Source organism: Yonghaparkia sp. Soil809 (assembly GCF_001429705.1).
Lineage (GTDB): Bacteria > Actinomycetota > Actinomycetes > Actinomycetales > Microbacteriaceae > Microcella.
Window position 1 is genome coordinate 449,592 of record NZ_LMSV01000001.1, and the last position, 11,809, is coordinate 461,400.

12 protein-coding genes are annotated in these 11,809 nt (G+C 68.2%); 5 read left to right on the top strand and 7 right to left on the bottom strand.

Translation table 11 applies throughout. The features are described from left to right. Nucleotides 1-3 precede the first annotated feature (3 nt). The 3 genes from uxaC to ASG83_RS02175 are packed head-to-tail and all read right to left on the bottom strand — an operon-like array spanning nt 4 to nt 3,100. Nucleotides 4-1,368, bottom strand: coding sequence for a glucuronate isomerase (uxaC, locus tag ASG83_RS02165; protein WP_055856596.1), 1,365 nt, complete (start codon nt 1,366-1,368; stop codon nt 4-6). After that, nucleotides 1,365-2,405 carry a Gfo/Idh/MocA family protein gene (locus tag ASG83_RS02170; RefSeq protein WP_055856598.1) on the bottom strand — a complete coding sequence of 347 codons (1,041 nt, stop codon included), beginning with the start codon at nt 2,403-2,405 and terminating at the stop codon, nt 1,365-1,367. Before ASG83_RS02170 ends, uxaC begins: the two co-directional genes overlap by 4 nt. Continuing rightward, the gene (locus tag ASG83_RS02175) at nt 2,402-3,100 is read right to left on the bottom strand and encodes an HAD hydrolase-like protein (protein ID WP_055856599.1); all 699 of its coding nucleotides are present in this window, start codon (nt 3,098-3,100) and stop codon (nt 2,402-2,404) included. Before ASG83_RS02175 ends, ASG83_RS02170 begins: the two co-directional genes overlap by 4 nt. Nucleotides 3,101-3,239: 139 nt before the next feature. On the opposite strand from ASG83_RS02175, the gene ASG83_RS02180 reads away from it, so the two are divergent. Together ASG83_RS02180 and ASG83_RS02185 are read left to right on the top strand one after the other, a co-directional pair. Then, the gene (locus ASG83_RS02180; protein ID WP_055856602.1) at nt 3,240-4,325 is read left to right on the top strand and encodes a Gfo/Idh/MocA family protein; all 1,086 of its coding nucleotides are present in this window, start codon (nt 3,240-3,242) and stop codon (nt 4,323-4,325) included. After that, nucleotides 4,322-5,095 (top strand): amidohydrolase family protein, encoded by a 774-nt coding sequence (locus ASG83_RS02185; protein ID WP_082514869.1) that lies wholly within the window; start codon nt 4,322-4,324, stop codon nt 5,093-5,095. Before ASG83_RS02180 ends, ASG83_RS02185 begins: the two co-directional genes overlap by 4 nt. Here the strand turns inward: ASG83_RS02185 and ASG83_RS02190 are convergent. The 3 genes from ASG83_RS02190 to ASG83_RS02200 are packed head-to-tail and all read right to left on the bottom strand — an operon-like array spanning nt 5,092 to nt 8,110. Next, nucleotides 5,092-6,009: a Gfo/Idh/MocA family protein gene (locus tag ASG83_RS02190; protein ID WP_055856606.1), complete on the bottom strand. Its 918-nt coding sequence runs from the start codon at nt 6,007-6,009 to the stop codon at nt 5,092-5,094. The two genes, ASG83_RS02185 and ASG83_RS02190, sit on opposite strands and share 4 nt — an antisense overlap. Beyond that, the gene (locus tag ASG83_RS02195; protein ID WP_055856608.1) at nt 6,009-6,926 is read right to left on the bottom strand and encodes a sugar phosphate isomerase/epimerase; all 918 of its coding nucleotides are present in this window, start codon (nt 6,924-6,926) and stop codon (nt 6,009-6,011) included. Before ASG83_RS02195 ends, ASG83_RS02190 begins: the two co-directional genes overlap by 1 nt. Further along, nucleotides 6,923-8,110: a Gfo/Idh/MocA family protein gene (locus tag ASG83_RS02200; RefSeq protein ID WP_055859087.1), complete on the bottom strand. Its 1,188-nt coding sequence runs from the start codon at nt 8,108-8,110 to the stop codon at nt 6,923-6,925. Before ASG83_RS02200 ends, ASG83_RS02195 begins: the two co-directional genes overlap by 4 nt. 78 nt (nt 8,111-8,188) lie before the next feature. Here ASG83_RS02200 and ASG83_RS02205 point away from each other — a divergent pair, with 78 nt between their 5' ends. Continuing rightward, complete coding sequence (locus tag ASG83_RS02205; RefSeq protein WP_055856610.1) at nt 8,189-8,971, top strand: SDR family NAD(P)-dependent oxidoreductase; 783 nt, start codon at nt 8,189-8,191, stop codon at nt 8,969-8,971. Continuing rightward, nucleotides 8,968-9,945, top strand: coding sequence for a hypothetical protein (locus tag ASG83_RS02210; RefSeq protein WP_156710913.1), 978 nt, complete (start codon nt 8,968-8,970; stop codon nt 9,943-9,945). Before ASG83_RS02205 ends, ASG83_RS02210 begins: the two co-directional genes overlap by 4 nt. On the opposite strand, the gene ASG83_RS02215 is transcribed toward ASG83_RS02210, so the two are convergent. Further along, nucleotides 9,932-10,924, bottom strand: coding sequence for an alcohol dehydrogenase catalytic domain-containing protein (locus ASG83_RS02215; protein WP_055856616.1), 993 nt, complete (start codon nt 10,922-10,924; stop codon nt 9,932-9,934). The genes ASG83_RS02210 and ASG83_RS02215 overlap by 14 nt on opposite strands. Before the next feature lie 98 nt (nt 10,925-11,022). On the opposite strand from ASG83_RS02215, the gene ASG83_RS02220 reads away from it, so the two are divergent. Beyond that, entirely contained in the window at nt 11,023-11,808 is a 786-nt protein-coding gene (locus tag ASG83_RS02220; protein WP_055856619.1) for a GntR family transcriptional regulator, read from the top strand. The last annotated feature ends 1 nt before the right edge of the window (nt 11,809 follow it).

The following is an 11,809-nucleotide window of genomic DNA, read 5'->3' on the forward strand; positions in this document are numbered from 1 at the left end:
CTCTCACAGCTTGAAGGCCGCTCTCGGTATCGCTCCGACGAGGTCCGTCGCGACTCTCGAGGCCTCCGACATCGTCAGCCGACCTTCCACGACCCGCTGAGCGAGGAAGCCCGAGTCGATTCGACGCGCCATGGTGTGTCGAGCCGGCACCGACAGGAAGGCTCGGGTGTCATCGATGAACCCCGAGCCGCGGTAGAAGCCGGCCGTCTCGACGGTGGCCTCCCGAAAACGTCGGCTCGCGTCCGGCGCGTCGAGGAACCACCACGGAGCCCCGATGAACACCGATGGATAGAAGCCGGCGAGCGGCGCGATCTCACGCGACCACACCGACTCATCGATCGCGAAGAGCACGAGGTGGAAGCCGGGCGTCGTGCCGAACCGCTCGAGAAGAGGGCGCAGGGGCTGGGTGAACGATGTCGCCAGAGGGATGTCGTGACCCGTGTCGCCACCGAATCGATCGAAGGTGGCCGTGTGGTGATTCCGCTGCACGCCCGCGTGCACCGTCATGACGAGGCCGTCGTCGACCGACATCTCCGCCGATGCGAGGAGCATGTGAGCGCTGAAGATGGCCGCTTCGCTCGCGTCAAGGTCACCGGATCGCGCTCGCTCGAAGAGCGCGGCTGCGTCGCGGTCGTCGATGTCGATCGCGGCGGCGTGCGCGACCCCGTGATCGGCCGAGACGGCACCGTGCGCGATGAAGTAGGCGCGACGCTCGCGCAGAGCATCGAGGTAGGTCGCGTAGCTCGTCGCCCCCAGTCGCTCGACCCGGTCGCCCCAGCCCGGCATCGACGGGTCCAGGTAGGCGTCGGGCCGAAACGTGGGCAGCACTCGACCGCGAAAGCTCGGGTCCGCACGAAGCGCCTGATGCGCCGCGAGGTCGTCGAGCGGATCATCCGTCGTCGCGAGCACGTCGATTCGGAACGCATCGAACAGGGCCCTGGGCCGGATGCCGGGCTGCGCGAGTGCCGCGACGAGGGTGTCGTACATGGTCGCGCGCGGTGCTCCGTTCACGCCCAGCACGGTCGACAGCGTCTCCCTCATCCAGAAACCGACCGCCGTGCCGTGGAACCAATGCCAGTGATCGCAGAACAGTCGCCAGACCTCGCGGGGGTCGGGGTTCTCCCGCAGAGCGGCGAGCTCGACTCCCGCGGCGTGCAGCAGCCGAGTGACGTAGTGATCTGCGGAGACGAGCAGCGTCGACGGGTCGGGGAACGGCGCGTCGTCGAGCAGCAGTCGAGCAGGAACGTGCCCGTGCGGCGAGACGATCGGGGCCTCGTCCACGAGAGCGTAGAGCTCGCGGGCGATCGCCCGCGTGCGGCCCTCGACGGGAAAGAGCCGGTCGGGGTCGAGCGGTTCGTCGCTCGTCACGCGAGCGTCCCGACCGAACGGCGCACCGCATCCATCGTGGTCATGATCTCGATGGAGAGGTCGAGCGGGTGGACCGGCGACTCGAGCAGACCGTCGTCGACATGCTGCGCGACCGCCGCGGCCTCCCATGCGATCCCATCGCGGAACTCGAGCCCGGTGTCGTTGACGAACGACAAGCGTTTGTCGCCCTTGCCGGGGGCGATCAGGTCGAAGCCCGCCGGCACCACGAACCACGAATTCACCTCGATGCGCGCAGCGGTGCCGTTGACGCTCGCGCGCTCGGGGCTGAAGTGCAGCAGGCTCGTGGTGAGGACGGACTGCGCACCGCCCTCGAACTCGAGCACCATGGCGGTCTGCGCATCGACGCCGGTCGTGGTCAGGCTGCCGAACGTCGACACGCGGTCGGGAGCGCCGAGGAAGAGCTGGCTGAACCAGATCGGGTAGATGCCGAGATCGAGCAAGGACCCGCCGGCGAGGTCGGGGTTGTAGTTCCGGCCGGTCGGGTCGGTCGGCGCGATCGTGGCGAAGTCGGCGAGCACGAGCCGAACGTCACCCAGCACACCGTCCTCGAAGAGCTGAAGCATGACGTCGGTCTGCGGCAGATAGCGGGACCACATGCCCTCCATCGCGAAGACGCCCGCCTGGCGCGCCGCGGCCTGGATGTCGCGCGCGTCCTGAGCGGTGACGCCGATGGGCTTCTCGATCAGCACGTGCTTCCCCGCCGCGATCGCGAGCAGTGCCAGGCGCTTGTGCTCGGTGTGCGGAGAGGCAACGTACACGATGTCGATGTCAGGGTCGTCGACGAGCTGAGCGTGCTCCCCGTAGGCACGGGCGATGCCGTGCGTCGCCGCGAACTGCTGCGCGCGTTCGAGGGATCGCGAGGCGACCGCTTCGATGCGCTGATCGGTGTGCGTGTGGACGGCTCGCACGAAGTCCTTCGCGATGTCGCCGGGAGCGAGGATGCCCCAGCGCAGGGCGGGCCCGCCGCGCAGGGCGACGGTTCGCGCAGCGGGAAGCGAGGTCGGGAAGGCAGTCATCGTTCTCCTGGGTTCAGCTCGGCGTGACGGGAGAGCAGCGGGCTAATGAGCTCGCGCGCGTGCAGGGGGTCGCTCGCGGTGACGATCGAGCCCTCGGACTCGTGGCGGCGACCGTACCCCCATTGCGCGAACAATGAAGGAATACCGACCGCACTCGCAGCGCGAATGTCGAAGGACCGGTCGCCGATCATGAGGGGCGCTTCCGCTGCTGCTGCCAGGCTCCGGAGGGCGGCGCGGATCACCGTCACCTTCCCTCCTCCCTCGTCGTCCTCACCGGCACCGTGCACCGCGATGAAGCCGCTGTCGAGCGAGTGGAGCTGCAGGATCGCGCGTGCGTGACTCTCCCGCTTGGAGGTTGCGACAGCGATGGGCACGTTCGAGCGATGGATGGCATCCAGCAGCGCGCGGATACCCGGGAACACCGAGCTCTCGTGCATGCCGCGCTCCCAGTAGAGGGCTCGGTAGTGCTGAACCACCCGGGGCAACTCGGGAGCGGGCACCCGTGTCAACGCTCGAAGGGTCTCGACGACGGGCGGCCCGACGAATTCCCGCAACGACTCGGGCGGATGGTCGTCGCCGCCGAAGTCTCGCACCGTCTGCGCAAGGCATTCCGTGATGCCGGGCGCCGAATCGACGAGAGTACCGTCGAGGTCGAAGAGCACGCACGACACCCTCGTCAGCGCGCCTGCGGTCATGAGCGGATCCGATCTCTCGGCGAGACGCGTCGGGGTTTGACGGCGCGTCAGACTATGTGCGAACATTCTGTCATAGTCGTAGCGCGATGGCCAACCCGCCGAGCCGCCCGATCTTCGCCGTCGAAAGGACCCACACTCCATGCCCGACACTCTCGGCATCGCCATGGTCGGCTGCGGCGGCATCGCCCGCAGCCACGCTTTCGCGCTCACCAAGGTGGCTCGCGCCCGGTTGATCGCGAGCGTCGACATCGATGAGGCGGCCGCGCTCCGATTCAAGGAACGATTCGGTTTCGAGACGCACTCGACCGACCTGGATGCTGTGCTCCAGCGCGACGACGTCCACGCCGTCGTGATCTCGACGTCATCGAAGTCGCACGGCCCGCTGATCATCAAGGCACTGGAGGCCGGCAAGCACGTGCTCGTGCAGAAGCCGATGACCGCGAACGTCGACGAGGCGCGCGCCGCACTCGAGCTCGCCGACACGACCGGCCTCAAGCTCATGGTCTCGTTCTTCGAGCTCTTCCTCCCCCCCATCGAGCGCGCTCGCGCGATCATCGAGGCAGGGCTCATCGGCGACCCCTTCCTCTTCAAGGCGATCATGGCCTGGCACACTCCCGACGTGACCAGCAGCTGGCGATTCGATCCGGCGCTCGCGGGCGGCGGCATCATGCTCGACGGCAGCGTGCACCACGTCTCCAATGCGCTCTACCTGCTCGGGAATCCCGAGGTGCAGAGCGTGTACGCCGAGTACGGGGCGCTCACCGCCGACATCCAGGTCGAAGACACGGCGGTCATGGTGATTCGAACCGATTCGGCGATCCTCGAGATCTCAGGCTCCAACCGGCTGCAGGAGCCGGGCGGGGCAACGATGGCCTTCAAGGATCAGTGGGCCGTATACGGCACGAAGGGCACCGTGCAGTGGGATGCCGCGGCGCGGCCCACGTTCCGCGTCTTCACGAGCGAGAAGTCGGCGACCGACGAACTGCTTTCAGACGGCTGGATCAGCCCCAAGCTCCCCGTGATGGCCGCGGACCACCGCGAGTTCTCGATGCACATCAACGGCGAGGAGAGCCCCTGGGTTCCGCAGCACCAGCACTTCGTCGACGCATGCCTGGATGACACGGAGGTGCGCAGCGACGCGCGGTTCGGTCTCAAGACCCAGTTGATCCTCGATGCCGCCTACGAGTCGGGTCGGCAGGGTCGCAAGCTGCCGATCGGGTCGTGACGGTGGCGCACTCCGTCATCGACGTGCACGCGCACATCGGACGCACGATCACCTCCGACGTCGGCCAGACAGTCGACGAGTGGATCGCCGAGATGGCGGCGAGCGGGGTCACGAGGTCGGTCATCTCGGTCGCAGCCGGCGGTCTTCAGACCGAGGGCATCATCGACACCCGCCGCGCGAACGATGCCGTGGCCGCGGCAGTGGTCGCGCATCCTGGGCTGTTCCTCGCCGGACTCGGCAGCGTCGAGGTGCGACACGGCCTGGCGGGGGTTGCCGAAGCACGTCGCGCGATCGATGAGCTGGGGCTTAAGGGGCTCGCCTTTCATGCGACCTTCGAAGGGTTCACCGTGCGGTCGGCCGCGTTCTCAGCAGTGCTGGACGCCGTCGCGAGCACGCCTGCGCTCATCCTTCTGCACTCGACGCCGGATCCGAAGGCCAGCCCGAGCGCGATCGCCCAGGTCGCGGCCGACTACCCATTGCTCACGTTCGTCATGGGCCATCCCCTGTTCACCGAGGATCAGCGGTCGCAAGCGGTGCGAGCCGTCACGGCCACGCCCAACCTGCACGTGGACATCGCCTATCAGGCCGACCCAGCGGTCACCGAGTACTTCGTTCGCGAGGTCGGCGCGAGTCGGGTGCTGTTCGGCAGTGACGCCCCGTTCTTCTCCGCTCGAGACGTCATCCGCTCTGTGGAGCAGGCCGAGATCAGCGACGACGACCGCGCAGCGATCTTCTCGGGCAACGCCGAGGCACTCCTGGCCTCGCTCTAGACGACCTCGACGCGATCGGTCTGAGTCGAGCGCTCCGCGGCGGAGAGCACTCGCGTGACGTGCGCGCCGAACTCGAGATTGCACTCGTGCGCAGGGCCGCCGTGCGTGACCTCTGCTGCGAGGCGCTGGAGAGCGCAGCGGTACGCGCGCCGCGCACCGGTGACCCAGTCCGTGACCGCTGGCGGAGCGGCGCTGCCCAGCGAGCCGACCAGCTGCATGCCGCCGGGCGGCGCGATGCGCAGGTCGGCGGCGAGCGAGATGATGCCGATCGCCCCGGAGTCGTGCTGGAGCACGATCGTGCGGCAGTCGCCCCTCCCGCGGCGGGCGACGGCCGTCGCAACCGGGCCGAGCACGCCGCACAGACGAGCCACCGCATGCGGGCCGACATCCCAGAGCGACCCATGCTCGTGGCGCCAGGCGGAGTCGGCGACCGCATCGCCTGCGACTGCGAGCAGCGACGAGTAGCTGTCGACCCGGCCGATGGCCCACGGGCCCTCGCCCTTCGCTTCCGCCGTCCACTTCGCGAGCTCGGGAACGAAGCGATGCGTGAAGAACACGAGGGATCGGATCGAGCGTGCGCGAGCGCGTGCAGCGAGGTCGGCCGCGTCGTCCGCATCGATCGCGACGGGCTTCTCGAGCAGCACGTGCTTGCCCGCCTCGATCACGCTCCGTGCCATGCGAATCTGCACCGCGGGCGGCACCGCGAATCCGACGATGTCGACCGCATCGAGGAACTTCTCGAGCTGAGAGAACGGCTGCGCCGACGTGCCGTCCACTGCGGCCGTCGTTCGATCGGCGTCGCGGCCGAGCACACCGGTGAGCTGCACCAGCGGCTCCGAGGCTGCGGCGTGGATGTGGACGGATCGCGCCCAGGTGCCGCTGCCGATCACGCCGAAGCGCAGAGCGGCCGGCATCAGTGCACGAACGGTCGCAGGGTGTCTCTCGCGATTCGGAACCCGCGCTGAACGAGTTCCACTGACCCTTCGAACGCGCGATCCTCGTGCTCGACCGAAGCCACATGGTCGTAGCCGACCGCGTAGAGCGCTCCGAAGAAGGCGCCCCAATCCACCTCGCCGAGGCCGCAGAGCCGAGGCACCTGCCATCCGACTCCGGCGCTAATGATCCCGTGGTCGTACAGCCCGTCCCTCCGGATCTCCAGGTCCTTCGCATGCACGTGGAAGATCCGGTCGCCGAACTCGTGGACGGCTCGGGGGATGTCGATGAACTGCCAGACAAGGTGCGAGGGGTCGAAGTTCAGACCGAAGTTCTCGTCCGGGATGATCTCGAACATCCGCCGCCAGTTCGCCGGGCTGAAGGCAATGTTCGTCCCCCCCGGCCACTCATCCCCGCTGAAGATCATGGGGCAGTTCTCGATGGCGATCCGAATGCCATGATCCCCCGCATAATGCACCATCTCCGGCCAGACGGCGGCGAATCGATCGAAGTTCTCGTCGAGCGACGTGCCCTTGTCGCGGCCCGCGAAGGTCCCGACGGTCGACACCCCCAGGAGCTTCGCGGCGCGCACGACCGCCTTGAGGTGCTCGAAGGCGGCCGCGGCCTCCGTCTCGTCGGCCGAGAGCGGATTGGGATAGTAGGCGAGGGCCGAGATCGAAAGTCCTTTCTCGGCGAGGTCGTCGACGATGCGCTGCGCGCTCGATGCATCGAGCGATTCGACGTCGATGTGGGCGGTTCCCGCGTACCGCCGCGAGGCGCCGGCGCCGGTCGGCCAGACGGCGATCTCGATCGCCTCGAACCCGTTGCTCGACGCCCAGTCCGCGACCTCGTCGAGGGTCAGCGTGGGGAACGCCGCGGTGAGGAGTCCCAGCTTCATGTTCGCTCACTTCCTGTTGTTCCGAATCCGTGGTCGGCGACGGCCGTCCACGACGAGGTGCGTGCGCTCTCCGCGACGGCATCGATCACGAGAGCCTCGTAGTGCCCGTCGGCGAAGGTTGCGTACGTCGGATCTGCGGCAGGTCCGCCGGCTGCGACATCCCCGTAGACGGCCGCGTAGAGAGCTGCGAATCCGTTCTCGAACCCCTCGGCATGACCACCCGGCAGCCTTGTGATACTCGCTGCCGAAGGAGAGAGCAGGGCGGGGTCGCGGAGGAGGACCTCGTTCGGCGACTCGCGGTGACCGATCCAGAGCTCGTCGGGCCGCTCGCCGCGCCACGACAGGGATGCCGTCGATGCGCTCACCTCGATCGACACCGCGTTCTTCCGCCCTGCGCTCACCTGCGACACGGAGACGGCCCCGCGCGCTCCGCCGTCGAAACGGAGAAGGATGCTTCCGCCGTCCTCGGATCCGATCTTCGCGTCCGTCGTGGGCCCCGAGACGGCGCTGAAGGTCGCGACCTCTCCGCTCGGCCGCCTCCTGACCGGAATGAACGTCGTCAGATCGGCCATGACTTCCACGATGCGCTGACCGGTCACGAAGCTTGCGAGATCGAACCAGTGCGAGCCGATGTCTCCGACAACGCGGAGGTCGCCCCCCCGAGCGCTGTCGAGCCTCCAGTTCCAGTCCGTGTCCAGCAGCAGCCAGTCCTGGAGGTATGACCCGGTGACGAGATACGGGCGCCCGACGGAGCCCGTCGCGACGCGACTCCGCATCTCGTGCACGTGCGGATAGAAGCGGATGTTGAAGTTGACCGCCGCGACCAGACCCGTCGACTCGGCGAGCGCCGCGAGCTGCCCGGTCTCGACCGAATCCATCGCCAACGGCTTCTCGCACACGACGTGCTTGCCGGCCCGCAGGGCATCGCGCGCCTGAGGGAAGTGCTGATCGTTCGGCGAGGTGATGTGCACGACATCGACAGCCTCATCCGACAGCAGCTCGTCGTAGTCGCGATAGGCGCGTCCGAGGCCCCACGATTGCGCGAACTCCACGCTGCGCGAGTGCGAGGATCCGAGAACGCCCGCGACGGGAACGCCGAGTCGCCGCAGCGCGTCCAGATGGACGGCGCCGATGAATCCGGTTCCGACGATGGCGGCACGGGGCCGCTCGGTCGAGCTCGACATGCGCATCGGCCCTCTCGGCTGGACATCAGGGTGACCATGCGGTCAGAATGTCTTTACATACTAACGTAGGAGGAGCTCGTGGCCAATACCGATTCGCCGACCGTCGTCATCACGGGGATATCCCGCGGCATCGGACGCGCAGCCGCCCTCGCCTTCGCCGAGCAGGGCTTCCGCGTCGCCGGCATGCACCGGGGAGCGGATCCGGAGGTCTCCCGAGAGCTCGAGCAGGAGATCATCGGACGCGGGGGCGAGGCCTGCATCGCTGTGGGCGACACCGGTTCGACGCACGACGTGGACGCGCTCGCTGCGGAGGTCGTTCGTCGATGGGGCCGCATCGACGTGTGGGTGAACAACGCGGCACGTCTCCTCGTGCAGCCGTTCCTGTCGATGTCGGACGAGGACTGGCAGAGGCTTCTCGACACGAACCTGCTCGGGTACGTGCGCGGCGCTCGTGCGGCGGCGCGCGTCATGGTCCCCGCCGGTCGAGGCACCATCATCAATGTCAGTTCGGCGGTCGACCCGCTCCCGCCGACCGACATGACGGCCTATGTGACCGCGAAAGGTGGCATCGGCGGGTTGACGCGCGCGCTGGCGGTCGAGCTCGGGCCGACCGGCGTCACCGTGAACTCCGTGGCGCCCGGAGCCACCGAGACGCCGCTCAACGCGGAGAGCTACACGGATGACGTCCGAGAGACCTACCGAGCGCGCATCCCGCTCGCCCGGATCGCGGCTCCGGAGGAGATCGCCGACTGCATCGTGATGATGGCATCCTCGGGCGCGCGCTATGTGACGGGGCAGATGCTGCTGGTGGACGGCGGGCTCACGCTCAACGGCTCCGTCGGGCACAAGCGCAGCGCATGATCACGCTGCGCTCCCCCCATCTGACGGTTCGCCTCGACCCTAATCGGGGAGGAGAGCTGCAGTCCGTCGTGGCGCATGGATCCCCCAATCTGCTCGCATGGCACGAATGGGATGCTCCGCTGTCCGCCGCGGACGGGCCCGGGTACGGCTCGAGCGAGCTGGACTTCCTGTCGATGTACCGAGCCGGCTGGCAGGTGCTGTTCCCGAACGCGGGCGCCGAAGGAGTGGTCGACGGCGTACCTGTCGCCTTCCACGGGGAGACCGCGCTCGCCCGGCTCTCGGTCCTGTCCGAGACCGTCGACTCGTGCTCACTGCGTGCGGTCGCCCGACTGCCCCTCGAGCTCACGAGGACGATCCGTCTCGCGCAAGACCACCCCGCCGTGCTCGTGGAGGAGACCGTCGTCAATGTCGGCGCCCGGCCCGTCCCTTTCATCTGGGGCCACCATCCGACCTTCCCCGCCATCACCGGATCTCGGATCGACCTCCCCAGCGCACCCACGGCGATCGTCGAGCCGACGATCCCCGGTCCGCTCGCAACCGGGAGCGGCGCATGGCCGACACTCCCCCGATCGGACGGCGGCTCCGCCGATCTGTCGGTCATCCCCGCCGAGGAGCAGGTGAGAGTGACCTATCTGCCCAATCTCGCCGAAGGCTGGGTGGCGCTGCGACCTCCGCTGGCCGACGGCCGGCCCGCAGTCGGTCTCGCGTGGGATCTCGCCACCTTCCCGCATATGTGGCTGTGGCTGCAGAACGGCGACCCGGGATTCCCCTGGTACGGCCGGGCCCGGATGGTCGGCCTCGAGCCACAGCGCTCGTGGCCGTTCGACGGGCTGGTCGGTGCGATCGAGCGAGGACAGCAGATCGTCCTCGAGCCCGGCGAGAGCACATCGAGCTGGATCACGATGACCGTCTTCCCCGCCACCGACGATCAGGTGACGGGGATCTCGCGGGAGGGGATCGTCACGACGGGATGATGACCGTCTTGATGCCCTCGCCGGCGGCCGCCGCGGCGAAGGCCTCAGCGAATCGTTCGATCGGCACCTCTCGCGTCACGAGCGGGCCGAGCGACACTTGGCCCTGCTCGATCAGCGCGATGGCGCGGCGCCAGGACGTGGCGGTCGAGGCGAAGCCGCTCGAGACCACGAGCTCCTTGTAGAGCACGACGTCGAACGGCAGCGTCACCTCTTTGCCGAAGATCCCGACCTGGACGTAGCGACCGCCGCGCCGGGCGGCGCGCAGCGCCGCCGCAGCACCCGGGGCGCTTCCCGAGCATTCGATGACGACGTCATAGGCGTCCGTCTCGGGCGCTTCCGTGCTCGTGGTGATGCCCAGTGCCGCGGCGATCGCGAGTCGGTCGGAATCCTTCGCGAGGCCGATCAGCGTCACCCTCCCTCCCTGCGCGAGAGCCACCTGCGCCGCGAGCTGCCCCATCGCTCCCGGCCCCGTGACGAGCACGCGATCGCCGGCGTTGACGACCGCGGGGTCGAGCAGGCACTGCACCACGCACGCAAGAGGCTCCGCCAGCACGCCGTCCAGCGGCCCGAGCGAATCCGGAAGTCGGTGCAGGTTGGTCACCGGCATGACGACGAATGCCGAGAAGCCCCCGTTCTCGAACGAACCGAGCGATCGGCGAGACGGGCAGAGATTGCGCCGTCCGGCCCGGCACCACTCGCACGTCTCGCAGGTCGAGTAGTAGGTCTCGCACGCGACGCGGGCGCCGATCCACTGCTCGTCGACCCCGTCCCCGACCGCGTCGACCACTCCGAGGATCTCGTGCCCCATGATCACCGGGACTTCGTGGGCGTACTCGTCGTGGGCGACATGGATGTCCGTGCCGCAGATGCCCGTCGCCACGACGCGCACGCGGACGTGGCCGGGGACCGCGACCGGCTCCTCCACGTCGCGCAGGACGACATTGTCCGGCCCCCGCCCCATCTTGACCACTGCCTTCATGCGCTCTCTCCTCGTACTCGGTGCGGCCGAATCGGCTCCGCGCCACTCGCGAACCCGTTCACACTTGCCATTATGTTTCTTTGTCTTATCATTTTGGTATGCCCTTGCCTCCGCCGTCCGCCTCGCAGGCCGAGCCGACCATCCCCACGGCCGAACTCTTCATGGACCTCGATCGCTCGGGCCCCGTGCCGCTCTACTACCAGATCGCTCGTCGCATGCAGGCGGCCATCGAGAGCGGGGCGCTGCCGCCCGGCTCTCGGATCGAGAACGAGCTCGCGCTCGCCGAGCAGCTCGCCATCTCGCGACCGACGATCCGCCGCGCCATCCAGGAGCTCGTCGACCAGGGCCTTCTCGTGCGACGACGCGGGGTGGGCACCCAGGTCGTCAGGGGACGGCTCACGCGCAGCGTCGAGCTCACGAGTCTCTACGACGACCTCAGCCTGTCGAACCGCTCCCCCTCCACAACCGTCCTGCTGCACGAAGAGGTCGTGCCGTCCGCGGAGGTCCTCGAGTCGCTGACCCTCCCCGCCGGGACGTCGGTCCTCCATATCAAGCGACTTCGGGCATCCGATGGCGTGCCCTTCGCCCTCCTGGAGAATTTCCTCCCGCCCGAGTTTCTGACGTTGACCGCCGATCAGTTCGAGAAGCATGGGCTCTACCAGCTCATGCGAGCGCGTGGCACGACCATGCGCGTCGCCCGCCAGACGATCGGCGCGCGGAGCGCGACGCCGGAGGAGGCGAAGCTGTTCGCGCAAAAGGCGGGCTCGCCGGTGCTCGTCATGTCGCGCACGTTGTACGACCAGTCGGGACACGCCGTCGAGTACGGCGAGCACTCCTACCGGCCCGACCTCTACTCGTTCGAGGTCACGCTCGTCGAGAAGTAGC

Coding starts and splice junctions, on each gene's coding strand:
- ASG83_RS02190 (WP_055856606.1), bottom strand. CDS start 6,009: ATGCCGGCCGCTCTGCGCTTCGGCGTGATCGGCAGCGGCACCTGGGCG.
- ASG83_RS02175 (WP_055856599.1), bottom strand. CDS start 3,100: ATGACCGCAGGCGCGCTGACGAGGGTGTCGTGCGTGCTCTTCGACCTC.
- ASG83_RS02200 (WP_055859087.1), bottom strand. CDS start 8,110: ATGTCGAGCTCGACCGAGCGGCCCCGTGCCGCCATCGTCGGAACCGGA.
- ASG83_RS02170 (WP_055856598.1), bottom strand. CDS start 2,405: ATGACTGCCTTCCCGACCTCGCTTCCCGCTGCGCGAACCGTCGCCCTG.
- ASG83_RS02220 (WP_055856619.1), top strand. CDS start 11,023: ATGCCCTTGCCTCCGCCGTCCGCCTCGCAGGCCGAGCCGACCATCCCC.
- ASG83_RS02195 (WP_055856608.1), bottom strand. CDS start 6,926: ATGAAGCTGGGACTCCTCACCGCGGCGTTCCCCACGCTGACCCTCGAC.
- ASG83_RS02215 (WP_055856616.1), bottom strand. CDS start 10,924: ATGAAGGCAGTGGTCAAGATGGGGCGGGGGCCGGACAATGTCGTCCTG.
- ASG83_RS02210 (WP_156710913.1), top strand. CDS start 8,968: ATGATCACGCTGCGCTCCCCCCATCTGACGGTTCGCCTCGACCCTAAT.
- ASG83_RS02180 (WP_055856602.1), top strand. CDS start 3,240: ATGCCCGACACTCTCGGCATCGCCATGGTCGGCTGCGGCGGCATCGCC.